Raw genomic sequence first — 24,383 nt, forward strand, 5'->3', positions numbered from 1 at the left:
TGCCTAATAAAATCAACGATATGATTGCCAAAGAAGGTTTAAATTAATGAGTTGGATCGAAAAGATATTACCGCGTACTAAATCACCCACCAAAAGTAACGTACCTGAAGGTATTTGGACTAAGTGCGGTCAATGTGACGCGGTATTATACAAAACTGAGCTAGAAAAGCAGTTGGGTGTTTGCCCCAAGTGTAATCATCATATGCGCGTTTCTGCGCGAGTTCGGTTGAATCAATTTTTGGATCAAGGCGAGCGCACGGAATTAGGTGCTGATCTAGAGCCAAAAGATTTACTTAAATTTAAAGATTCAAAAAAATATAAAGATCGCCTTTTAGCCGCCCAAAAAGCAACAAATGAAAAAGATGCAATGGTTGTTATGAAAGGTAAATTGAAAGGCATGCCGGTAGCTGTTGCTGCGTTCGAATTTGCTTTTATGGGTGGCTCAATGGCCTCGGTTGTTGGGGCGCGCTTTGTAAAAGCAGTTGAGGCATGTTTAGAACATAATATGCCATTGATTTGTTTTTCTACCAGTGGTGGCGCCCGTATGCAAGAAGCCTTATTATCGTTGATGCAGATGGCTAAAACCAGCGCCGCACTTGCGAAAATGAGCGAAAAAGGTTTGCCGTATATCTCGGTAATGACCGATCCTACTATGGGCGGAGTGTCAGCGAGTCTGGCGATGCTAGGGGATGTAAATGTTGCTGAGCCTAAAGCGCTAATTGGCTTCGCGGGGCCTCGTGTTATCGAGCAGACTGTGCGAGAAACCTTACCAGAAGGTTTTCAGCGTAGTGAATTTTTGCTGGAAAAAGGTGCTATTGATGTGATTATTGACCGCCGTGAAATGCGTGATCGGTTACACAGTATGTTAGTTAAATTGCATCATCAACACGCATAATATTTCAGTACATTAATGACAATATTATCCTCTATTCAGGCCTCCAATATCGAGGCCTGGTCTTTAAAAGAATGGCTTGATCATCTCAGCGCATTACATCCTAAAAATATAGAAATGGGCCTTGAGCGTGTAGCCGAGGTTTACCAACGACTCGGCATTTCATTTTCTGCTCAAACAGTGGTGACCGTTGCCGGTACAAATGGCAAAGGTACGACATGCGCTTTGCTTGAACAAGCATGTTTAACCGCGGGTAAACGTGTAGGAGTATATAGCTCACCGCATTTAATCCACTACACCGAACGGGTTCGCATTCAAGGTCATGATGCTGATGAACAGGCCCATTGCCGAGCTTTTCAAGATGTTGAGTGCGCGCGAAGAGAGATACCACTTACCTATTTTGAGTTTGGAACATTAGCAGGCCTGAAACTGATTCACGATGCTAACGTTGAGGTTGCTCTACTCGAGGTTGGATTGGGCGGGCGTTTAGACGCGGTGAATGTCGTGTCACCTGATATTGCCGTGATCACTAGTATTGACCTCGATCATCAAGATTGGTTAGGGGATACTAAAGAGCTGGTGGCGGCGGAAAAGGCAGGCATAATGCGTGAAGGCATCCCCGTTGTTATTGGTGAGCCGGTAAAATACCAAGGGCTTGTTGATGCAGTGACGCGTTTTCACGCCGATGCATACTGGCAGTATCAGGATTTTGATTATAATTTACGGCACAGCCAACTAGATTGGCACAATACACAAGTATGCTATACCGCATTGCCCGTGCCGCATATTCCGGTGCAAAATGTGTCTACTGGGCTGCAGGTTATTCAGTTACTTGAACTTGAACTAACTGAGACACAATTATCCCACGTGATTAAATCAACCCGCTTACCTGGGCGTTGCCAAACTATTGGCCAGTTTCCTACTGTTATGGTCGACGTAGCGCATAATCCACACGCAACCGCGTATCTACTGACTCAAATCCGCCAACATACCTACAATAATTTGTACCTTGTTGTAGGTATGTTGAAAGACAAAGATATTCGTGCCAGCTTAGCAAATTTAGTTGAATTGAATGCCCAGTGGATGTTGGGTTCGCTTGATATGCCGCGAGGAGCAACTGCTTCGGATATTAAATCTGTATTAGACGATAAACAAAAAGTGTTAGAATTTGATTCGACTGTCCAGGCATATCAACAAGCAAAAGTGTTGGCGCATGAACATGATTTGATTGTCGTTTTCGGTTCGTTTTTTACCGTATCAGACATTCTTAAGTTAATTAATGAAGGGATAGGCGAGTGACATCTGCGTTAAAAAACCGATTAATAGGTACCGTTATTATTGTGGCGATAGCGGTCATTTTTTTACCGGATTTACTGAATGGTAAGAAGCAGAGTGAAAAAGAGTTATTCGTAGAATTACCTGACCGTCCTGCTGTTAAAACTGTACAAAGACCGGCTAGCTTCTCCAGTGAGGAGGTCACCAATTTAGCCTCCCGCGACATTGAAATTGTAGATGATAAAGCCATTGATGATCAATTACCTGCTGATGAAATAACAAAGGTATCTACTAGTGCTTCTGAAGCTGTTCCTCCCCCAGAAACACAAAAATTTGAAGCCAAACCATCAGTGAACCAAGCACTTTTAGAAGGGGCGGGTTGGGTAGTGCAACTGGGGACCTTTAGAGATAAAAAAAATGTAGATGAGTTGCTCGCTAAGTTGAAAAAAGGCGGTTATCGGGCTTTTTCTAGGCCCGTTCATACCAGTAGTGGCGTACTGACTAAGGTGTTTGTAGGACCTGATCTGCAAAAAGGGCGCTTAGAAAAATCTCTCGCTGATTTAACTAAGCTAACGCGTTTAAATGGACGTGTAACACCGTTCACCGTTCAGTGATCCTATTTATATTAAAGCAAAAATTAGCAAGATTTTAAGGCTGAGTTTTGGTAATATGCGCGCGAATTTAGTGTCATGGCGTGTGCGTTAGGTATTTAGGTCACGTTATGCATCACCAGCGGATTTATCAATTTATATGAACTGGATAGACTACGCCATCATCGGCGTGATTCTGCTCTCCACCGTTATCAGTTTGGTACGGGGTTTTGTCAAAGAGGCTATTTCGTTAGCTGTCTGGTTTTGCGCTTTCTTTATTGCCAGTCGTTTTTATGCTGACCTTGCGACCTATCTGACGAGCATTGATGATCAGACCATACGTAATGGGGTAGCCATAGCCATCCTTTTTGTTGTGACCTTGATTCTCGGCGGGTTACTCAATTATTTAATTTCTCAGCTAGTACACTACACTGGGCTATCGGGCACAGATCGCGCTTTAGGCGCCATATTTGGTATTCTTCGTGGCGTGCTTATCGTTAGTGCCTTGTTATTTTTTCTCGATACGTTTACCCCATTAGCAGATGCTAACGGATGGAAAACATCATTACTTATTCCAGAATTCAGTTTAGTTATAGAGTGGTTCTTTCAATATTTGCAAGGCAACTCAAGCTTTATCCAACCCGTATAAAAAGGTAACTATCATGTGTGGTATTGTCGGAATCGTAGGTAAAAGCCCTGTAAACCAATCGTTGTATGATGCATTAACTGTCTTACAACATAGGGGGCAAGATGCCGCTGGGATCGTCACCATAGATGAAGGCGTATTTCATCTTCGTAAAGATAATGGTCTTGTGCGTGATGTTTTTCACACTCGTCACATGAAACGCTTAACCGGGCAGTTCGGTATCGGCCATGTCCGTTATCCAACCGCTGGTAGCTCTAGCTCTGCGGAAGCTCAACCATTTTATGTTAACTCACCGTTTGGTATTGCCTTTGCCCACAATGGTAACCTGACCAATGCCCATGAGTTAAAAGATGATGTTTTTCGTATCGCTAAGCGTCATATCAATACGACTTCCGACTCTGAATTACTGCTTAACATCATCGCTCATGAGTTAAATAATTGTAAAGGTCTTACGCTTACGCCTGAAGAAGTCTTTACTGCCGTCACAACAGTGCATAGTAAAATACGTGGCGCTTATGCGGTCGTCGCGGCGATCATTGGCAATGGTATGCTGGCCTTTCGGGACCCGTTCGGTATTCGTCCATTGGCGTTGGGTAAGCGTAAAACAGAATTTGGTGATGAATATATGGTCGCCTCAGAGAGCGTCGCCCTTGATGCCGTTGGGTTTACCTTTATTCGTGATGTAGCTCCTGGTGAAGCCATATATGTTACCGAAAATGGCGACCTACATACTCAACAGTGTGCACACGGAGCGATTAACGCCCCGTGTATTTTTGAGTTCGTATACTTTGCACGTCCAGATTCATTTATTGATGGTATTTCTGTTTATGCTTCTCGCGTTAATATGGGTCGCAAATTAGGCCAAAAAATAGCGCGCGAGTGGGCGGATTTAGATATAGACGTAGTTATACCTATCCCTGAAACATCAACAGATGTAGCGTTACAGATTTCCCTTGAGCTTAACTTGCCGTATAGACAAGGTTTTGTGAAAAATCGATATATTGGCCGTACTTTTATTATGCCAGGCCAAACGATGCGTCGTAAATCGGTGCGCCGCAAATTAAACGCTATTCGTTCAGAGTTTGCAGGTAAGAATGTTTTATTAGTGGATGATTCTATTGTACGGGGTACAACGTCCGAGCAAATTATTGATATGGCTAGAGAATCTGGAGCGAAGAAGGTTTACTTCGCTTCTGCTGCGCCTGAAATTCGCTTCCCTAACGTGTACGGTATTGATATGCCGTCGGTTAATGAACTTATCGCTTACGGGCGTGAAATTGAAGAAATCAGCGACTTAATACGCGCCGATGGTCTAATTTTTCAAGATATTAGTGATCTGATTGAAGCCGTGAGAGAGCTTAATCCTTCAATCGGGCGGTTTGAAACTTCGGTATTTGATGGTAATTATATTACCGGTGATGTGGATCAAAGTTATTTAGAGCGAATCGACACGCTGCGTAATGAAGGGGCTAAGAATGCTGGAATTCAGACCGAATTAAGTAATCTTGAAATGCACAATATGGAACAAGATTAACGTTTCAACAAAACCGAAACAAATAGCTTACTTTATATTTTGACACTGCTTTTGTTTACAAACAACTGAGATGTATAAAAAGCGCTGAAAATGGGACACTTCATTTTCAGCGCTTTTTTGTATCTTTCAATAGCGTAAAGTACGCACTTTACCCATTAAAACGTCATCCGGTAAATACTGGCCCCATGCCCATGCTCCATAAAATAACCGAAGCGGCCATCAAAATAGTAAGCAATACTAAACCAGAGGTCACCACTGAGCTGGCATAGATAAAGCCTTTTTCTTCAGGAATATGCATCAGTATGGGGGTTCCGGTGTAGAGCAAATACACTGAATAAGTTAAGCCTATCAAACCGATAAGCATTACGAACCAAAGAACTGGATAAAAAGCAGCAAACCCAACCATGAATAAAGGTGTAGCGGTATATGCTGCTAACTCTAAAGATTGTGTATAGGTAGGGGATGAATCAAATGCTTTGGCTAATTCATGTACTAATACTGACAGTGCTAACACGCCAACCACGAGACCAAGATAAGTACCGATACTCATTATCGCGGCACTTTCTTTCGTGAGTTTAATAACATCACCCACCCCTATGCTCCAACCCAGATAAGCTGTGGAGTAGTAAGTCATAATGGCAGGGATAAGGGAAATAAGCGCAATGTGACTTAAACTATAAAAATAGGTTTCATGTTGACTGTCAATACTTTGCCATTCTTCTTTCGGGTGGGCGTATAAACCCCATAGATGGTTCAGGATCATATCGTTACTCGCTGTTTGTGTTAACAATGAATTTACAACTAATTAACACTCATTCTGTTGTAGGTTGATTAATTCGTCAACAATTTTCGCTCTCTACCTTAGTATTAGAGCCACTTAGACATCTTATTGTTGGTTCATTAAGTATTTTGCTAGGTATTCTTTCTCGACACATTTCGATTATGTTTCAACGGATGTGAAGTTTTGTGGGCTTTTTAGAGAGGCTTTGAATATTGCACGGGTCATTAGTTAGGTAGTTTAAGCCGCAAAAAGAATATTATTGTCAAAGTAAGTTTAGAGTTTTACTTCATTATATTTATATTAATTGACTCACGTCATTATGTGGTTTTCCCGTTACCTTAAAATGCATTAAATGATTCGCATAATGAAATTGTAAACAACGGATGGCAGCTTGAAAAAGATACTTTTACTCATATTGATTTTAGTGATAACCGTCGCGGGTTGGTTTGCATGGCGTTATTTACAACCGCCAGAAGTAGATGCTGGGTTTGCATCAGGAAATGGGCGAGTTGAAGCCGTTCAAGTTGATATATCCACTAAGATTGCGGGTCGCGTGGAGGGTGTTTATGCACTTGAGGGGGATCTAGTCGAAGCTAACCAAAAGTTAGCTAAAATTGATACTAATCAACTACATGCACAGTTGTTACGCTACGAGGCTGATGTAGCAAGTGCACAAAGTCAGGTTGCATCAGCAAATGCTGGTATAGCGCAAGCTAAAGCAGAGAAATTATTGGCTGAACAGGAGCTTGCACGGGCAAAAGAGTTGATTAAGCAAAATAATATCAGTAAAGAAACCTACGATACCCGAGTGAGTACAGTAACGGTTGCTAATGCTAATGTTGAGGCAGCTGAAGCGTTGAAAATATCGCGCTTGCGTAGTGTTGATGCTGCCAAAGCGGTGGTCGAAGAGGTTCAAACACAGATTGATGATGCTACGCTTTTTGCGCCTACTATTGGACGCGTATTGTATCGCTTAGCCGAACCTGGTGAAGTATTAGGAAGTGGCGGAAAAGTATTAACCTTGATTGATCTGTCTGATGTTTATATGGAAATTTTTCTACCTACAGCACAAGCCCATCGCATTGGAATGGGGGCTAAAGCCCGTGTGAAATTGGACGTGCTTGACGTCGCAATACCTGCAACAGTTAGTTTTGTTTCACCTGAGTCGCAATATACGCCAAAGCAGGTTGAAACAGCTACTGAGCGAGAAAAGCTTATGTTTCGCGTTAAAGTGCGTATTCCTCAAGAACTGGTGTTACAGCATATTGATAAAGTGAAAACAGGCGTTAGGGGGGTGGCATATATTCGACTTTCCGCAGATGACGGAGAACCTGCGCCTAAATGGCCTGACTTTCTTAATAAATTACCAGCCAATTATACGGTTGACACCGATAGTGGGCGCTAATGGGAATGGCCGAAGAAGCACCTTTGCTCGCCAGTCTTAAGGGCATTACTCATCGTTATGACGATACGGTAGCTGTTGATAATGTCACATTAGACATTCCGACGGGGATGATGATCGGGTTGCTTGGGCCTGATGGTGTGGGCAAATCAACATTATTGGGACTCATTTCGGGGGCCAGAAAACTTCAAGAAGGGAAATTACATGTTTTCGGTGGTGACATGGCGGTGGCGTCTCACCGTAATATTGTAGGTCCTCGAATTGCCTACTTACCTCAAGGATTGGGAAAAAATCTATACTCCGATCTTAGTGTGGAAGAGAACCTCGATTTTTTTGCTAAATTGTTTGGACAAAAATCACGAGAACGAAAAAACCGGATTGCCAAGCTAACTAAAGCGACTGGGCTTGGGCCGTTCTTGCATCGGCCTGCCGGTAAGTTGTCAGGGGGGATGAAGCAGAAACTTGGGCTTTGCTGCTCACTTATTCATGATCCAGACTTACTTATCTTAGATGAGCCGACCACAGGTGTTGACCCATTGTCACGCAAACAGTTCTGGGATCTAATTGCCAAGATCCGTTCTGAACGCCCAGTTATGAGTGTTATTGTATCCACTGCCTACATGGACGAAGCCGAAGGATTTGATTGGTTAGTCGCTATGGATGCAGGACATGTATTGGCATCCGGTACGCCTAAAGAGTTGAAAAGTAAGACGCAGACTGAAGATCTTGAAAGTGCATTCGTTGCATTATTGCCAGCTGAAAAGCGTGGAAGTGGATCTAAATTAGTTATCCCCGCATTGGAAACGAATGAGGGGGAAGCTGCCATTGTAGCCAAGGGAATTACCCGACGTTTCGGCGATTTTACTGCTGTAAACAACGTTAGCTTTGAGATAAAAGCAGGTGAGATTTTCGGTTTTCTAGGTTCCAACGGTTGTGGTAAAACAACGACCATGAAAATGCTAACAGGCCTTTTGCCGCTGTCCAGTGGTGAAGCGTTTCTATTTGGTAAGCCTGTAGATGCCAATGATTTACAGACGCGGACTAGGGTTGGTTTTATGTCTCAAGCGTTTTCGCTCTACGGAGAGTTAACCGTAGAGGCTAACCTGCTACTTCATGCACGTTTGTTTCATTTGCCACCCGAAAAAAGCGAGGAAAGAATTCATACGCTCGTTGAGCGTTTTGGGTTAAAGCACCAAATGCATACCAAAGCCGATGCGCTTCCACTTGGGATCCGCCAGCGGCTGTCGCTTGCTGTAGCCGTTATTCATGAACCTGAAATGCTAATTTTAGATGAGCCCACATCAGGGGTCGATCCTGTCGCACGAGACGACTTTTGGAGACTCCTGGTTGAGCTGTCTCGCAAAGATAAAGTAACTATCTTTATTTCCACGCACTTTATGAACGAAGCGCTGCGCTGCGATCGTATTTCGCTTATGCATGCTGGCAAGGTATTGGTATATGACGAACCACAACATTTAGTTGAGGCGAAAGGTGCGTCTTCTCTTGAAGAGGCTTTCATTAGTTATTTAAAAGACGCTATTGGCGATAGCACCGATGCGTTAAATGAAAAGGCGGCAGCCAGCGAAGAGTTAATTGTAACCGACGTTAGCGGTCCAGACGGTCCGAACAAGAGTAAGCACGATAAAGCTAAACCCAGTGGGTTTAGCTTTAAACGGCTCTTTGCCTATAGTTACAGAGAAATTATGGAGGTGATGCGAGATCCGGTGCGCCTAACGTTCGCATTTATAGGCAGTGCACTGCTGTTGATCGTTATCGCTTATGGAATCTCTCTAGATGTAGAAGACTTGAGTTATGCCGCGTTTGACAATGATCAAACTCCACAAAGTCGCGAGTACTTGAGTCAATTTCAAGGTTCCCACTATTTTATCGAGCGGCCAGAAATACACAGCGAAGAAGAATTAGAGCGTAGAATGCAATCTAATGAAATTACCTTGGCACTTGAAATTCCTGTTGGTTTTGGACGTGACTTAAAAAAAGGTGAAACGCCATCGGTTTCAGCGTGGATAGACGGCGCAAACACGACCCGTGCGAGCACAATAGAAGGCTACGTTTCTGGGGTGCATCTTTCCTATATCGTGCAATTGGCTACTAATGTAGGCATAGACGCCAGCGCTGCAGCCAATGTCAATCTAGAACCCAGATACCGTTATAATCCTTCTTTTGAAACTATTTATTCTATCGGTCCTAAAACGCCAGCTATGTTGCTATTGCTGTTTCCAGCAATTTTGATGGCAGTAAGCATGGCGCGTGAAAAAGAAATTGGCACTATTACCAACTTCTTTGTTACGCCTACGACGAGAATCGAGTTTTTGGTGGGTAAGCAGTTGCCTTATATAGCCATTGGCATGATTAATTTTGTTACCTTAACTTTGTTGGTTGTATTTTTGTTGCAGGTACCGTTAAAGGGTAGTGTGGTGGGCTTGGCAATAGGCGCATTCTTTTATGTTTTTGCCGCGACAGGGTTTGGTTTATTGATATCTACTTTAACCAAGTCACAAGTCGCTGCAGTATTTGCTACCGCGGTTTTTGCTTTGTTACCGACGGTTATGTTTTCAGGCATGATCCAACCAACTTCTACCTTAGAGGGGGGAGGGTACTTGATTGGCACCTTATGGCCCGCAACCTACTATATGCACCTGAGTGTCGCGGCATTTACCAAAGGTTTAGGACTTTTTGATCTTATGCCAGATATTTATATTCTCGCGCTATTTGGGCCAATTTTTATTGTTATTACAGCGCTGTTTTTAAAGAAGCAGGAAAAATAAGTGATGAGATCCTGGGTTAATATTTATTGGTTGGGTAGAAAAGAGTTACGCAGCGTTCTCGGTGATTTTGTGTTGGTTTTACTTATTGCCTATTCATTTAGTGTGGCCATATATGCTGAAGCGACAGCGACAAGTGAATCTGTTAATAATGCGTCGGTGGCTATTGTTGACGAAGATCACTCCGCATTGTCGCGCGCGATAGCGAATGCGCTTTTTCCACCGTATTTTAAAGTACCAGAAGTCATTTCGGCAAATGAAGTGGATGAGGCAATGGATCATGATCGTTTTATGTTTGTGATTTCTATTCCCCCCAATTTCGAGCGTGATGTTCGTAATGGCGACCAGCCCAGCATACAAATCAGCATTGACGCAACAGCGGTTATTCAGGCGAGCTTAGGTAACGCATATATTCAAAATATAGTGACTGACGAAGTTAATCATTATATTAATCGCTCAGATGAAGAAACAGTTTATCCAGTTGTATTGGTGCAAAGGCGCGCTTTTAATCCAAATGGAACCGGTATGTGGTTTGGAGCGATCAATTCATTACTTAATCAAATTTCAATGCTAACGATCATATTGACTGGCGCAGCCTTGTTACGTGAACGAGAGCATGGAACGATTGAGCATTTACTTGTTATGCCATTAACGTCTTTTCAAATTGTTATGTCGAAAGTGTGGGCAAACGGATTGATCATTCTGGTTTCGTTCGTGTTGTCTACCTTCTTTATGGTAGAAGGAATATTAGATGTACCCATTGCTGGTTCACGTATGTTGCTCTTTGGTGGTACTGCACTTTATCTACTAGCCGCAGCCGCAATTGGTATTTTTTTGGGTACGGTTGCCCGTTCTATGGCACAGTTTGCATTATTACTATTAATGGTTATTGTGCCAATAATGTTGCTCTCTGGTGGCCTGACGCCGATTGAAAGTCAGCCTGAAATTATTCAACCTATCACATGGTTATTACCGTCTCGTCATTACATGGCATTCGCTCAAGCCGTCGTTTTTCGCGGGGCGAATATCAGTATTGTTTGGCCACAAATGCTAACTATTTTTGGTTTAGGTACGGTCTTTTTTGGCGCAAGTTTAATGTTGTTTAGACGCTCGATTAGTGTCAGTAAGTAATAAGCCAGACACGTTTTAACCGTCTTAACTAAGTCTAATAGTAAAGGCTTCTCACAGCGACGCCTGGCATGTTATTACTCGGTTGCGGTCATTTGATAGATAAGCGAAGCACTCGTTATTTTTGTCAACTGGTCAAATATGCAAATTACAGTTTCTGCTGCCTGTTCTTAGTCAAGCATATGATATAATTCTGCGCTAATTTTTAAAGAGGCTGTTTTTCAGCCTTTTATTTAAAACCATGCACGTCGATTTATTAAAAGGTTACTGTTAATTTGGAAAACTTGTTAGCACCCATTCAAGGGTTTTTAAACTGCGAAACCCCAGATGCGTGGGTAGCGGAAGCGGCCAAAAAAGAGAATTTAGCGGTACTGTTAACTGATCACCTGATATGTGAATTAAAAGCCGCTCAGAGTGCAATGTTCCTAATACGTCGCTATGCCGTAGATGCGGATAGTGCGAAAGCACTTCTTGATTGGTTGAAGCCCTATGAAGATTTCACTTATCGTCAAATCGGTGACTGGCGTGAGCTTGAAAAGTTTAAGTTGAACAAATCCATGCTGGTCAAATCAGGTAGTCGTTATGGGCAAGATTTAGTCGATAAAATGGTCATGCTTATTCGTGAAGAATTACATCATTTTTATCAAGTGCTCGAAATGATGAACAACTATGGTGTCGTGTACGACAAAATTGAATCAAGCCGCTATGCCAAAGGTCTTTTGAGACATGTTAAAACCCACGAGCCCGATGCCTTGATCGACAAATTAATTTGTGGTGCGTATATAGAAGCCCGCTCTTGTGAACGATTTGCCAAAATCGCGCCATTTTTAGATAAGCATTTAGGTGATTTTTACATATCGCTATTGCGCTCAGAAGCACGTCATTATCAAGATTACTTGACCCTAGCGACGGATATTGCAGGTAAGGATATATCACAACGCATTGCATATTTCGGTGAAGTAGAAGCGGATTTGATTTCGTCATCTGACGAGGATTTCAAATTTCACAGTGGACTGCCTAGCCAATAATTCATTGCTCCAAACAGTAGGCGCTGGTTATTACTTTAGTAATTCTTTTAACTGATGGATTATTTTGAACGACTGTTTATCCGCGAGAGGCAGTTCAAGTGGCGGCTGTGAAGCATGCTGTGGGTTGTACCAAGCAGCATTTATCCCAGATGCTAGGGCTGGAAGGATATCTTTAGCAAATGTGTCGCCGACCATGGTTAGTGAGCTCGTTTCTGCTTTTAGTTGTTTAATGATTGAGTAGTAAAAGTCGGCAGATGTTTTGTGTAGGCCGGTATTGGCATAACAAAAGTATCCGTTGATAAAACAAGATAGTCCAACACGATCGAATGCCTTTTTAATATCTGCTTCGCAAGAGTCCATTGCACTTGTGGCGATATAAATCTTATGACTATGGGCTAAATGACGTAACGTTGCTTTTGCCCCCTCAACACATTTTACTGTTCCCCATTGATACATCTTTCCGCGTGATTCAGGGAAGTCGACCATCAATGTATTTCCCCAATCGAATAAATATGTTTTGCCCATGGTTATGCCTAAAATTAAGAATGAAAGGTATTAAAATCAGATTTTAAGCCCTTATCTACGCTATTTTACATCAATTATGTGTTTTTTTCGTTTATTGATGAAAGTCTTTTCGATTATCTGCTATCTATTGAATAACAGTTTTTAATGGAAAAATTATGAGTATCGTCAATTTAGCAATTGGTGCACAGCGCACTTTAGAGAAAACCGCGGTCTTTGAAGGCATCGCACCTTTACTTCTTCGTTTGTATTTAGCGCCCATTATGATCCAAGCTGGTTGGACAAAGTTAGGCAGTTTTGAAAACACAGTTGATTGGTTTGCAAATGCTGACTATGGATTAGGTTTACCTGCCCCCGCTTTATTGGCGTCTCTCGCGATTGCAGCTGAATTGCTCGGTGGTGTATTTATTTTGCTTGGCTTAGCGACACGCTGGGCATCAATTCCATTAATGTTTACTATGCTAATCGCTGCATTCTCAGTACATTGGCCAAACGGCTGGCCGGCTATCGCAGATGCATCTAGCTGGTTATCAGACGGTACCATTATGTTTAACGAGAATGTTATGAGTGCCCCGGATAAGCTTGCGGCAGCGAAAGGTTTGCTACAAGAACACGGTAATTATGACTGGTTAACCTCAAGTGGTAAGTTTGTTGTGCTCAACAACGGTATTGAATTTGCGATGACGTATTTCTTTATGTTGTTGTCATTGTTTTTTACCGGCGGCGGTAAATTCACCAGTGTGGACTATTTTTTACGTAGAAAATTTATGCCTAACTAGATATAAATTCTTTAAAAATCAAGGCGCATTCTGCGCCTTTTTTTATTGCTCCTGCTTTCGATAGTCGCCATAATAATATTCTAAATTCAATTTTTATTTGAGGTCTTTTTATTCCATGGATGCTTTAAATTTGCTGCTTAATCGCAGTTCTCATCCCAGATTACAAGCACCTGCACCGGCAGGTGATGAATTAGACAATATTATGCAAGCAGCACTACGAGCACCCGATCATGCATGTTTGTCGCCTTGGCGTTTTATCGTCTGTGAAAAGGAGGGGTTGGCAAAATTAGGCGATATCTTTGAACAAGCCGCGATTGCTGCCGACATGACAGAAAAAGAAATTGCCCGAGCACCGGAGTTACCTAAGCGTGCACCTATGGTTATTGTGGCAATTGCCAAGTATGTGGAACATCCAAAAGTACCTTGGGTAGAGCAGGTTGCTTCAGCTTCGTGTGCCGTGCACGCAATGCAAATGGCGGCAGTAGCACAAGGGTTTAACGGAATTTGGCGTACTGGGAGTTATGCTCAAAACCCCGATGTAAAAACTGCGTTGGGATGTGCAGAACAAGACGAAATTGTGGGGTTTTTATACCTTGGAACACCCGCTACGGAGCTTTCGTCAAAAACTGCCCGAGACGTGAGCAAATTTTTTGAACGTTGGTATTAGCGTTTACTATTTACTTGTTTAACTCTGAGCAATGCGTATTGCCCAGAGTAACATGGTGATAGGACTATTCGTCGTTGTCTTCTATTACTTGACGGGGTTTACGTTTCATTGGGCGATCGCCTACTTCTGTACCTTGCATAGGTTTAACCCGCTCGGGTCCTTGATTATTTGCCCCTCCCGAAGATTTTGTTCGCGCATTAGCATCTTCATTTGCTGATTTTTTAACGGCTGATTTTGCTTTTTTCGGCGGGCGTAAGCCTTTAAATTTAGCGGTTAAGCCTTCAACTTCGCTGAAGCTGACTTCCTGCTGCAAAAAGTCTTTAATCGATAAATAGCTCGCCCAGTCTTTTGGTCCAACAAAAGAGACCGCTTCACCTTTGTTACCGGCACGGCCAGTTCGGCCTACGCGGTGCACGTATTCATCGGCTAGCTTAGGTAAGTCAAAGTTTACTACCAGTGATACATTCAGTAAATCGAGTCCGCGAGATGCTATATCAGTGGTTACAAGGATATGTTGTTGTCCGCGGCCAAATTCGCTCATTATATTATTACGCTGACCTTGAGTTAAATTACCGCTTAACGCAATGCTATACAACCCTTGCTCTTTTAACAGATTCGACAAGCGCTCGGTGTCTGCTCTGGTCGCAGTAAAAACGATGACTTGGCGATGATCTTTCTCGTTGATCATATGTGCTAATAATCGTTCTTTATGTGTCACATTATCCGCTAATAAAAAACGTTGTTGAATATCTTTATGTTCCGCGCCCGATACACCGATACTGATACGATGAGGCGCTTTTAGCATCGACTGAGTGAGATAATGTAATGCGGCATTATCTAATGTGGCCGAGAACATCATAGATTGACGCTTGCGGTGATCGGCTGCGGCATTAATTTGCTTTAGCTGAGCAGAAAAACCTAAATCAAGCATGCGATCAGCTTCATCTAAGATAAGCATTTCTAAACCGTTTAAATATAAAGACTTACCGGTTAAGTGATCAGCTATGCGACCGGCGGTGCCTACAACAAATTGTGGGTGATGGCGTAAAGCTTTTACTTGATCGTTAAAGTTTTCGCCTCCGAGAATTAATGCTGCTTTTAATTGATGTTTAGAGATCAACCATTTAAGTTGTAAAAAGACCTGTTTCGCCAGTTCCCGAGTTGGCGCGAGAATAAGCACTCGGGGATCTTTTCGGCTAAGGGGTTGCTTGGTTAGCACCCTTTGTACCGCAGGTAACAAGAAAGCTAAGGTTTTGCCTGAGCCCGTTTTTGACGAGGCAATCAGATCCTTACCCATAAGGGCATAAGGTATAGCTTGCGCTTGAATTTCGGTCGCTTGAGCAAAGCCTTTTATTTCTAAGGCCTTGCCTAGGCGGTGGTCTAATGGTAAATCGCTAAATTGCAAAAAATAAGTACTCTAAAATGTAATTGAGCGCATTATACAATTGCCGCGCTAATTATGGAGTTTTTATTTTAGTTTTCGCTTTCAAGTGACAATGTCACACTTGCATCTCTGGAACATCAGCAACGACAATCAGTTTACCCGCTGTTTTATTTTTAATTTCATTAATACTCACCCCTGGTGCTCGTTCTAATAAATAAAATGCACCGTCTTTAACTTCGATAACCGCCAAATCAGTAATAATACGGTTAATACAGTTCACACCCGTCAGTGGTAGGGTGCACGCTTCGAGCAGTTTTGAATTACCGTGTTTATCTGCGTGGGTCATGGTCACGATAATATTCTTCGCCCCAGCGACAAGATCCATGGCGCCTCCCATCCCTTTAATCAGTTTACCCGGGATCATCCATGACGCAATGCTTCCGGTAACGTCGACTTCAAATGCGCCTAGCACGGTCACGTCAACATGCCCCCCTCGGATCATTGCAAAACTCTCAGCTGAACTAAAAATTGATGCGCCCACACCAGCGGTAACGGTTTCTTTTCCAGCATTGATCATATCAGCATCAACGTTTTCTTCTGTAGGATAAGGACCCATGCCCAACAAACCATTTTCTGATTGCAGCATGACTTGCAAACCTGCTGGAACAAAATTCGCGGCAAGGGTTGGAATACCTATTCCTAGGTTGATGTAATCACCGTCGTGAAATTCTTGTGCCACACGCATTGCGATTTGGTCTCTAGATAATGCCATGATGATCTCCTATTACCCTTGCTCATTAGATGTTTTTGCTAATACTTTACGTTCGATGCGTTTCTCAAATTTGCCTACAATCACCCGATTAATATAAATACCAGGCGTATGAATTTGACTAGGTTCAAGCTCACCCGGTTCAACGAGCTCCTCGACTTCAAGTACCGTGATCTTGCCTGCTGTGGCGGCCATTGGATTAAAGTTTTGTGCTGTGTGACGATATATGCAGTTACCGTAGCGGTCTGCTTTCCAGGCTTTGACAATTGCGAAGTCACCGGTAATTGACTCTTCCATTATGTAAGGCCGACCGCTGAATTCCTTGACTTCTTTGCCTTCACCAACTGGAGTGCCGTAGCCCGTCGCGGTATAAAAGGCCGGAATACCTGCACCGCCCGCCCGCATCTTTTCCGCAAGAGTGCCTTGTGGGGTTAATTCCACTTCCAATTCACCATCTAATAATTGACGTTCAAATAACGCGTTCTCACCGACGTATGAAGAGATCATCTTCTTTACTTGTTTGTCTTCTAAAAGTAATCCTAAGCCAAACCCATCTACACCGCAGTTATTGGAAACGATAGTGAGGCCCTTGGTCCCCATTTTTTTTATCTGTCCAATAAGACCTTCAGGGATCCCGCACAAACCGAACCCGCCAGCAATGACGGTCATGTTGTCTTCTAAGCCTGCCATCGCTTCTGCGTAGCTGGTTACAACTTTATCAAACCCTGCCATGTTTATTCCTCGTTTACGTTTATTTAACATCAATATAGAGACTATCTTTTGATAGTAAAGTTGAATTAATATGCTTATTGATAAATAAAATCTATTAATGAGCATGAAGGAATAGACAATGAATGTTTCATATCGCCAGCTTCAAGCATTTGTGCTAGTTGCCCAGTCGAATACGTTTGCTGAAGCGGCGCAAAAAATGTTTTTGTCACAGCCAGCTTTATCAAGTGCTATTAAAAAAATGGAAGAGCAGGTTGGAGGCTCGTTATTTTCGCGCACGACTCGTAAGGTACAGTTGAGCCCCGAAGGACAAGATTTTCTGCCGACGGCGATACGTTTGGTTAACGATTGGCAAGATGCATTTGGCGATTTGCAACAAGTGTTTTCTATGGGGAGAGGTAAATTGTCTATTGCTGCAATGCCATCTTTTGCTGTTGGGCATTTGCCGTCAATATTGTTGCAATTCCAATCGCACTTCCCCAATGTGAAGGTGAGTGTTTCTGACATTGTGATGGAACAGGTTATAAAAGCGGTATCTGACGAAAGGGTGGCTTTGGGTTTTACATTTGAGACTGAGCAATTAGATGGTTTAACGTTTTTTCCCATGTTCACTGATAAGTTTATCGCCGTGGTGCCCCAGAGCCATCCGTTAACTAAATACACTACATTGAGCTGGGCGCAACTTGCGCAATATCCATTTATCGCGATGAATCGCGGTTCAGCTATACGTCGATGGGTAGATAGCCACTATGAAACTTTGGATTTAAAACTGAGTATGGTGGCAGAAGCCTCGCAATTGGCAACGTTAGGACAATTTGTGGAACATGGATTGGGGGTGTCGATTGTACCAGGGTTATGTGAACAGCAAATGCAGAGATTAGGATTAGTTTGTCTACCAATTAAGGGGGAAGGATTGAGTAAACGGGTAGGAATGCTCAAAAAGCAGCAAAGTAATATGTCAGTTTCAGCCCAGGCATTATGGGATTGGGTAAGTCAACATACTCCGAAACTTTAAGACCGTACCGAATGGTAGTTCTTATGATATGAGAATTAAGCTATGTGGCTTATTACCACTTTTTCTTCTCAGAAAACAATTCATCTAATTCATTTCGTTCAGATTCTTTACGTTTCAGTACATCTTCTGTATTTGCACTGCGCAAGCTATCTTGGATCTTCTTAAGTTGCCCTTCAAGTTCCAGTTTTCTTTGTATAATGTAATCGTCAGGCTGGGACTGACTATCAAGAGCGGTAATGGCTTTTTCAATACATTGACGAGCCGAGCCCAATTGTTGAGCTTGCATGGATGTATCGGCTCTGCGCATCAGTGTTTCAACGTTCGCGCGAAGTTGTAGTCGCTCTAAATATTTATCCTCATGCATAAATGTGCTGCTATCTACACGCCCTTTGGTGTATTCAGATCGCACCAGCCCACGCATCTTTTTGACACATTTAATATACAGCACTACCTGTTTGTCGTTAGAGGGCAACGTAAAAGTGTCGGGAAAGGTTGATTCTTGATTCTTCTCTGCCAAGGTTTTGAGTTTACTGGCAGTATTCGCTATTCGACTGCGAATATCCATTACGCCTGGATTAACTTGGCCGATGATTTTTAAGGCGTTGAGTATTCGTTGTTGTAAAATGAATTTTAGTTGCTGACTAACGGGAATGTGCTCTGCCGCCAACAAAATTTCTTCTGTTTCATCAATTACGTTCTTCTGCTTTGCTACTTCTACACGCTTTTCGGCCTCAACCTTATTACGGTGCTGCTGCACGGCATTAACGATGATCGCCATGACAATCAAAGACACTATAAGCACAATTATTATTGGGAAAACCATTTATTACTCTATTCTCACCGCTTGCCTGAATATAAAATTTTTTAAACAGGGATTTTTAAGGTAAATACGCTGCCGCCTAAATTGCCACCATTGGCGAGCGATATAGACCCAACGCTATCGTGCGCTTTATGGGCTTGTGCAATTAATCTAGCAAAAAATAAGCCAAGGCCTGTTCTTCCTTGACTTAGATCGAAATCATGCATGGTTGCCGTGTTTGCTTCAAGCATACTCTGGGGATAACCTGGTCCATCGTCTTGTACTTCGAATATTAGGTATTGATCGTTGTGAAATACTCTGAGCAAAATATGCTTGTTGGAGTAACGCATGGAATTAATCAGCATATCATTTAACAGTAAAACAACTAAGTCTGAATCGAAGTATCCCATTAAGTCGGGCTCTTGCTCAATGTTTAGGGTGATATTTTTATGATTTATATAGCTCTCATTGGCTGCTAAAATTTCGTCAACTACATCTTCGACATAATGTTCGTCTATGTTTATTGGCATATTATTCATGCCCGCGCGATATAATGACAATAGTTGCACTAAACCAGTGTTTAGACGTGCCGCCTCATAGTGAGCAGATGCGAAGTGTTCACCGACTTCGCTGTCTTGATCTTTAAGGGTTCGCCCAAGATCTTCGATTGATTGAATAAGCAGGCACAAAGAATTTTTCATGTCGTGCACCGCTGAGGCTAATACTGTGGCAAAATCAATCTGTCCGTTGTTGTTCATACTTGACCTTGGGCTTGTAAATGACTTGAATACACTAGCATAAAAATCGAGTATTCTTTAGTTTACAATGATTTAGTGGCCTACAATACAGAATTTTTTCGTCATTTTTTGAAAATTTTATAGAATTAATTGGCCACTAGGTATATAAGAAATTAATATAAATATAACTCTGAATATAACAATCAAGGCATAGCCATGAAATTACAACAGCTTCGTTACATCGTTGAGGTGCTCAACAATAATCTGAATGTGTCGGCCACGGCCGAAAGTTTGTTCACCTCTCAGCCTGGTATTAGTAAACAAGTGCGTATGCTAGAAGATGAGTTGGGAGTGCAAATTTTTGGCCGTAGCGGTAAGCACCTTACACATGTAACTGATGCCGGGCAGGACGTGATTAATATTTCACGGGAAATTTTGGCCAAGGTTGAAAGCATAAAAGCGGTATCCAGAGAACATACTTTACCTGATCAAGGTAAGCTAAATATTGCTACAACCCATACTCAGGCCCGTTATGCATTGCCTGATGTGATCAAGGGGTTTATGAATAAATACCCTCGTGTTTCATTGCATATGCATCAAGGGACACCCTCACAAATCAGTGACTTAGCCGCGAAAGGTGAGGCTGATTTTGCTATCGCTACCGAAGCATTGCATTTGTATAACGATCTGGTATTTTTGCCTTGTTATCATTGGAATCGCAGTATTATCGTTAACCGCGACCACCCACTGGCAAAAAATACTTCTATCACTATTGAAGATATTGCACAGTACCCATTGGTTACTTATGTATTTGGTTTTACTGGTCGTTCAGAGTTAGACCAGGCGTTTAGCCGCGCAGGATTAGATCCTAAAATAGTTTTTACCGCAACAGATGCTGATGTTATTAAAACTTACGTACGCCTTGGCGTCGGCATCGGTGTTATTGCGTCAATGGCGGTAGATGATAAGCTCGACGGTGATTTGGTTAAAATAGATGCCAGCCATTTATTCGAATATAGCACCACCAAAATTGGTTTCCGAAAAGGCTCATTCTTACGCAGTTATATGTACGATTTTATCGAGCGTTTTGCACCGCATTTAACGAAGAGCGTGGTAGAGAAAGCCATGATGCAGAAAAATAATGACGAAGTTGAGCGCATGTTTAAAGGTCTGACTTTACCTGTTAAGTAATAACGAGAATGGTCTGTGACTAACATCTTGTTATCGGGCATTAATCGCCAATAACACATAAAAAAGAGGCAATAAATTGCCTCTTTTTTATGTGTTGGTGTTTTACTGACTCAACATTGCGCTAACACTCGATGATATTTACTGCTAAACCCCCTCTGGCCGTCTCTTTGTATTTGGATTTCATATCATTACCTGTGTCCCACATGGTTTTAATGACTTTATCGAGGGACACCTTATGTTGTCCGCTTCCTCGAAGTGCCAGGCGTGATGCATTTATCGCTTTTATCGCACCCATTGCATTACGTTCAATGCACGGTACTTGCACTAAACCACCTACTGGATCGCACGTTAAACCAAGATTATGTTCCATACCTATTTCTGCTGCGTTTTCTACTGCGTCCACTGAGCCGCCGATAATTTCGGTTAACGCTCCTGCGGCCATAGAGCACGCCACGCCTACTTCACCTTGACAGCCGACTTCGGCACCGGATATTGACGCGTTCTTTTTATACAAAATTCCAATGGCTGCCGCGGTGAGTAGATACCGACTGACGATATCTTCATCTACTGGGCGTACAAATTTATCAAAATAGCCCAACACTGCGGGCAAGATGCCCGCAGCTCCATTAGTTGGTGCGGTTACTACACGTCCGCCTGCAGCATTTTCTTCGTTTACCGCTAATGCAAAAAGATTAACCCAGTCCATAGCCACCATGGGATCGGCATTTTTCTCACTTTGTAGACGACGGTGTAACCCCGGTGCGCGCCGTGTCACTTTTAAACCGCCTGGTAATATCCCTTCGGTTTTAATACCTGTTTGTATACATTCATGCATGACTTGCCAAATATGCCAAAGCTTGGCGGTAATCTCATCTTTTGATTGAAAAACTTGCTCGTTTTTATACATCAACGAACTAATTGAAAAGCCATTTTCTTTACACAAACGCACAAGCTCTTCAGCACTTGAAAAAGCGAAGGGTACAGGTTTCTCGACTAAGGTAAGCGCCGCCGTTTTCTGCTCTAAAAAATCTTCCGCGCGGATAATAAAGCCGCCACCAATAGAGTAATAAGATTGTGAAGCAATAATATCGCCTTTGTGCAGAGCATGGATTGTCATACCGTTAGCGTGATGAGGGAGGGTTTTACGTCGATGGAATACAATGGCATCTTTAGCTGCGAACCGAACTGGGAGACTGTGGTCTAAAAGTAGCTTTTGACTTTGCTCCACCTCTGCCAACATATCGTCGACGGCACCTGCGTCAATGGTTTCAGGTGCGTGACCTAATAAACCCAAAATGACCGCTTTGCCCGTGCCATGACCTTTTCCTGTTTGCCCCAGGCTACCAAATAGTTCTGCACGAACTTCATCCGTTTTTTCAAATAAGCTCAGGTTTTTTAATTGCTGACTAAATTCTTTTGCCGCTCGCATTGGGCCAACGGTATGTGAGCTTGAAGGGCCGATGCCAACACTGAACATATCAAAAACACTGATCATAAAAACGCATAACCTATTAAATAATGAAGACGACAATTGTGCAGGTTTGTAGAGGGATGAACAACGTGTAGTTTGGATATATTGGCACTGGACAATGTAAACATTCTGTTGCGATGCAAATATGATGCTTACGCTACTAGGTTTGAGCTCAGAAAATAGTATTTTCGCTGGAATAGGCATCAGATGCGATGTGATTAGACAAAACACGCACAAAGGCTGCCGTCGCACCCCAGATCACTTGATCATGCCATTTTATAAAATATACCGGATGTTGCTGAGCATTTTTACGTTTGACCCAGTGAATAAAATGATTGTTTTTATCAAGCAAAAAGTTAAGGGGCACTTCAAATACGGATTCAACTTCATTGGTGTCTAAGATCAGTTCGAGTGGCATTTGTACGAAACCTACGTAAGGTACTACTTCATAGCGACTTACTGTGCGATAAAGCGGAAGATTGCCTATTACTTCAATGCACTGGGGGTGAACGCCAATTTCTTCATGTGTCTCTCTAAGGGCGGTAGTGAGTAAATTGTCGTCGCTTGGCTCTTGCTTACCACCTGGAAAACTGACTTGACCGGCATGGTGCTTTAAGTGTCTAGAGCGAAGGGTAAATAGCATACTGAGTTGCCCACGTCTTTCTAACATAGGCATTAAAACCGCGGCTGGTTTTCCAGCGCTATGCAGCGGGTAGTCACGCTCAATCGGGATAGTGCGAGCATGATGAAAACGTGAGAGAAATTCATTTTTAGTCATACGTTTACATATTCTCTTTTAATAGCACGGGCAATATTTTACACACTTTGTCGAGGCTTTCTTGATATTCTTCTAGTGCAGTTGAATCTAACACAATACCACCCCCAGCCCAGCAGTAAAGATGGCAGTTTTCTAACAACAGCGTGCGTATGCAAATATTACTATCCATATCGCCTTCGACACCTATGTAGCCAATGCTACCGCAATAAATATTACGTCTGTCAGGCTCGAGTTCTTCTATTATTTGCATTGCGCGTATTTTGGGCGCGCCGGTGATCGAGCCACCAGGGAACGCCCCTTGCAATAATGAAAGTGCAGAAATGTTAGCTGCAAGTTGCCCTGTAACGGTGGATACAAGGTGATGCACGGCGGCAAAGCTTTCAATCTCAAATAATGCCGGTACCGTCACTGAATTTGGCTCACACGTTTTACTCAAATCATTGCGTAGCAAGTCCACAATCATTAAATTTTCAGCCTGATCTTTTGTTGATTTTTTCAGTACCTGAATGTTTTTAAGGTCGATTTCATTATTTGTTGAACGGGGTCGAGTCCCTTTTATCGGCTTGCTTTGTACTTTGCCATTTCTATCCACCGATAAAAAACGTTCAGGAGAAATACTGATAATGACTGAATCTGGAATACGGATGAATGCAGAAAATGGTGCTTTATTGGCATTCCTTAAACGCAGGTAGGCTTGGTATTCGTCTCCTTTATATGAAGCACTAAAACGTTGCGCTAAATTGACTTGATAACAGTCACCTGCATGCAAGTAGTTATGAATTTTGCCAATTTTATCAACATAGGCGCTTTTATCCATATTGGATTGCCATTGACTACTAAGGGTAAAAGGTTCGCTTTGATTATTCAGAGGGTTGGCTGAAGAATTCAACATATTTTGTAGTGCACTGATACTTGGTACGGTGTCGCCTTGTTCAATTGGCAAATGACATAAGTAAAACTGGTCAACTTCGTTATCTTTTATCACCGCCCAATTATAAATACCCACTGCCATATCGGGCGCAGAATATGGGTTGTTTGCAATAGTAGGGAAGCTTTCGAAGCGACGACCTAAATCATATCCGAAATAGCCCATTGCCCCTGCTTTAAAAGGCAGCGATTGAGTCTCAATGATTGATTTCTGTTTACCTAAACTTAAATCGAGTACAGACTGAATTAATTCCATTGGGTTGGCTTCACTGAGGTAATCGTTTGTTGGGGCGTTCAGAAAACTGATTTGAGTTTGTTTACCAACCGTCACTAAGGTCGCTATGGGGTCCGCGACCATTATGTCAAATCGTCCATCTACATGACTGCTGTTAGCTGAGTCCAGCAATATAGCCCAGTTTTGTTGAGCAAAATGTGCGAATAAATAACTCATCGCACAATGTTTAGGTATGTTCAACGGGGTGATGGTCAAAGTTGGCAAATCAAGGTTTTCCATTGTGTAACGCTTTATCTAGCTATTTAATTTGCGCCAAAACAT

At 42.6% G+C, this 24,383-nt stretch carries 23 protein-coding genes; 13 read left to right on the plus strand and 10 right to left on the minus strand.

What is annotated here, in order from left to right; genetic code table 11:
• The first annotated feature begins 46 nt into the window (after nt 1-46).
• The 5 genes from accD (at nt 47) to purF (ending at nt 4,937) form a co-directional block, all read left to right on the plus strand.
• Nucleotides 47-895, plus strand: coding sequence for an acetyl-CoA carboxylase, carboxyltransferase subunit beta (accD, locus tag GQR89_RS07005; RefSeq protein ID WP_158769386.1), 849 nt, complete (start codon nt 47-49; stop codon nt 893-895).
• A 15-nt stretch (nt 896-910) separates the two neighbouring features.
• Entirely contained in the window at nt 911-2,191 is a 1,281-nt protein-coding gene (gene folC, locus GQR89_RS07010) for a bifunctional tetrahydrofolate synthase/dihydrofolate synthase (RefSeq protein WP_158769387.1), read from the plus strand.
• Entirely contained in the window at nt 2,188-2,781 is a 594-nt protein-coding gene (locus GQR89_RS07015; RefSeq protein ID WP_158769388.1) for an SPOR domain-containing protein, read from the plus strand. Before folC ends, GQR89_RS07015 begins: the two co-directional genes overlap by 4 nt.
• 136 nt (nt 2,782-2,917) lie before the next feature.
• Nucleotides 2,918-3,406 carry a CvpA family protein gene (locus tag GQR89_RS07020; protein ID WP_158769389.1) on the plus strand — a complete coding sequence of 163 codons (489 nt, stop codon included), beginning with the start codon at nt 2,918-2,920 and terminating at the stop codon, nt 3,404-3,406.
• A gap of 13 nt (nt 3,407-3,419) precedes the next feature.
• Complete coding sequence (gene purF, locus GQR89_RS07025; RefSeq protein ID WP_158769390.1) at nt 3,420-4,937, plus strand: amidophosphoribosyltransferase; 1,518 nt, start codon at nt 3,420-3,422, stop codon at nt 4,935-4,937.
• Between the two features lie 163 nt (nt 4,938-5,100).
• On the opposite strand, the gene GQR89_RS07030 is transcribed toward purF, so the two are convergent.
• Nucleotides 5,101-5,700, minus strand: coding sequence for a Yip1 family protein (locus GQR89_RS07030; protein WP_158769391.1), 600 nt, complete (start codon nt 5,698-5,700; stop codon nt 5,101-5,103).
• A gap of 409 nt (nt 5,701-6,109) precedes the next feature.
• On the opposite strand from GQR89_RS07030, the gene GQR89_RS07035 reads away from it, so the two are divergent.
• The 4 genes from GQR89_RS07035 (at nt 6,110) to miaE (ending at nt 12,059) form a co-directional block, all read left to right on the plus strand.
• Nucleotides 6,110-7,123: an HlyD family secretion protein gene (locus GQR89_RS07035; RefSeq protein WP_158769392.1), complete on the plus strand. Its 1,014-nt coding sequence runs from the start codon at nt 6,110-6,112 to the stop codon at nt 7,121-7,123.
• Nucleotides 7,123-9,906, plus strand: coding sequence for a ribosome-associated ATPase/putative transporter RbbA (gene rbbA, locus GQR89_RS07040; protein WP_158769393.1), 2,784 nt, complete (start codon nt 7,123-7,125; stop codon nt 9,904-9,906). Before GQR89_RS07035 ends, rbbA begins: the two co-directional genes overlap by 1 nt.
• A 3-nt stretch (nt 9,907-9,909) precedes the next feature.
• A complete protein-coding gene (locus GQR89_RS07045; protein WP_158772172.1) occupies nt 9,910-11,034 on the plus strand; it encodes an ABC transporter permease in 1,125 nt (374 codons plus the stop codon).
• Nucleotides 11,035-11,306: 272 nt separating this feature from the next.
• Nucleotides 11,307-12,059: a tRNA isopentenyl-2-thiomethyl-A-37 hydroxylase MiaE gene (miaE, locus tag GQR89_RS07050; protein WP_158769394.1), complete on the plus strand. Its 753-nt coding sequence runs from the start codon at nt 11,307-11,309 to the stop codon at nt 12,057-12,059.
• 30 nt (nt 12,060-12,089) lie between these two features.
• Here miaE and GQR89_RS07055 read toward each other — a convergent pair whose 3' ends face one another.
• On the minus strand, nt 12,090-12,584 hold the full coding sequence (locus tag GQR89_RS07055) for an HAD family hydrolase (RefSeq protein ID WP_233269110.1): 495 nt from the start codon (nt 12,582-12,584) through the stop codon (nt 12,090-12,092).
• A 155-nt stretch (nt 12,585-12,739) separates the two neighbouring features.
• Between GQR89_RS07055 and GQR89_RS07060 the strand changes: the two genes are divergently transcribed.
• Nucleotides 12,740-13,360, plus strand: a complete 621-nt coding sequence (locus tag GQR89_RS07060; protein WP_158769395.1) for a DoxX family protein — start codon at nt 12,740-12,742, stop codon at nt 13,358-13,360.
• Nucleotides 13,361-13,475: 115 nt separating this feature from the next.
• Nucleotides 13,476-14,027 (plus strand): NAD(P)H nitroreductase, encoded by a 552-nt coding sequence (locus tag GQR89_RS07065; protein WP_158769396.1) that lies wholly within the window; start codon nt 13,476-13,478, stop codon nt 14,025-14,027.
• A 64-nt stretch (nt 14,028-14,091) separates the two neighbouring features.
• On the opposite strand, the gene GQR89_RS07070 is transcribed toward GQR89_RS07065, so the two are convergent.
• The 3 genes from GQR89_RS07070 to GQR89_RS07080 all read right to left on the minus strand — a co-directional run bounded on the left by GQR89_RS07070 (nt 14,092) and on the right by GQR89_RS07080 (nt 16,912).
• Nucleotides 14,092-15,432, minus strand: coding sequence for a DEAD/DEAH box helicase (locus GQR89_RS07070; RefSeq protein ID WP_158769397.1), 1,341 nt, complete (start codon nt 15,430-15,432; stop codon nt 14,092-14,094).
• Nucleotides 15,433-15,526: 94 nt separating this feature from the next.
• Nucleotides 15,527-16,183 (minus strand): 3-oxoacid CoA-transferase subunit B, encoded by a 657-nt coding sequence (locus GQR89_RS07075; protein WP_158769398.1) that lies wholly within the window; start codon nt 16,181-16,183, stop codon nt 15,527-15,529.
• Nucleotides 16,184-16,195: 12 nt separating this feature from the next.
• Complete coding sequence (locus tag GQR89_RS07080) at nt 16,196-16,912, minus strand: CoA transferase subunit A (RefSeq protein ID WP_158769399.1); 717 nt, start codon at nt 16,910-16,912, stop codon at nt 16,196-16,198.
• A gap of 118 nt (nt 16,913-17,030) precedes the next feature.
• Between GQR89_RS07080 and GQR89_RS07085 the strand changes: the two genes are divergently transcribed.
• On the plus strand, nt 17,031-17,924 hold the full coding sequence (locus tag GQR89_RS07085) for a LysR family transcriptional regulator (protein WP_158769400.1): 894 nt from the start codon (nt 17,031-17,033) through the stop codon (nt 17,922-17,924).
• A 52-nt stretch (nt 17,925-17,976) separates the two neighbouring features.
• Here the strand turns inward: GQR89_RS07085 and GQR89_RS07090 are convergent, their stop codons facing one another.
• Together GQR89_RS07090 and GQR89_RS07095 are read right to left on the minus strand one after the other, a co-directional pair.
• Nucleotides 17,977-18,702: a hypothetical protein gene (locus GQR89_RS07090; protein ID WP_158772174.1), complete on the minus strand. Its 726-nt coding sequence runs from the start codon at nt 18,700-18,702 to the stop codon at nt 17,977-17,979.
• 86 nt (nt 18,703-18,788) lie between these two features.
• A complete protein-coding gene (locus tag GQR89_RS07095; RefSeq protein WP_158769401.1) occupies nt 18,789-19,481 on the minus strand; it encodes a sensor histidine kinase KdpD in 693 nt (230 codons plus the stop codon).
• 195 nt (nt 19,482-19,676) lie between these two features.
• On the opposite strand from GQR89_RS07095, the gene cysB reads away from it, so the two are divergent.
• Nucleotides 19,677-20,651 carry an HTH-type transcriptional regulator CysB gene (gene cysB, locus GQR89_RS07100; protein WP_158769402.1) on the plus strand — a complete coding sequence of 325 codons (975 nt, stop codon included), beginning with the start codon at nt 19,677-19,679 and terminating at the stop codon, nt 20,649-20,651.
• A 121-nt stretch (nt 20,652-20,772) separates the two neighbouring features.
• On the opposite strand, the gene GQR89_RS07105 is transcribed toward cysB, so the two are convergent.
• The 3 genes from GQR89_RS07105 to pabB all read right to left on the minus strand — a co-directional run bounded on the left by GQR89_RS07105 (nt 20,773) and on the right by pabB (nt 24,341).
• Nucleotides 20,773-22,146, minus strand: a complete 1,374-nt coding sequence (locus GQR89_RS07105; RefSeq protein WP_158769403.1) for an L-serine ammonia-lyase — start codon at nt 22,144-22,146, stop codon at nt 20,773-20,775.
• A gap of 148 nt (nt 22,147-22,294) precedes the next feature.
• Nucleotides 22,295-22,900 (minus strand): CoA pyrophosphatase, encoded by a 606-nt coding sequence (locus GQR89_RS07110; protein ID WP_158769404.1) that lies wholly within the window; start codon nt 22,898-22,900, stop codon nt 22,295-22,297.
• Between the two features lie 4 nt (nt 22,901-22,904).
• Nucleotides 22,905-24,341, minus strand: a complete 1,437-nt coding sequence (gene pabB, locus GQR89_RS07115; protein WP_158769405.1) for an aminodeoxychorismate synthase component I — start codon at nt 24,339-24,341, stop codon at nt 22,905-22,907.
• Nucleotides 24,342-24,383: the final 42 nt, after the last annotated feature.

The sequence above is a fragment of the Paraglaciecola sp. L1A13 genome (genome assembly GCF_009796745.1).
Taxonomy (GTDB): domain Bacteria; phylum Pseudomonadota; class Gammaproteobacteria; order Enterobacterales; family Alteromonadaceae; genus Paraglaciecola.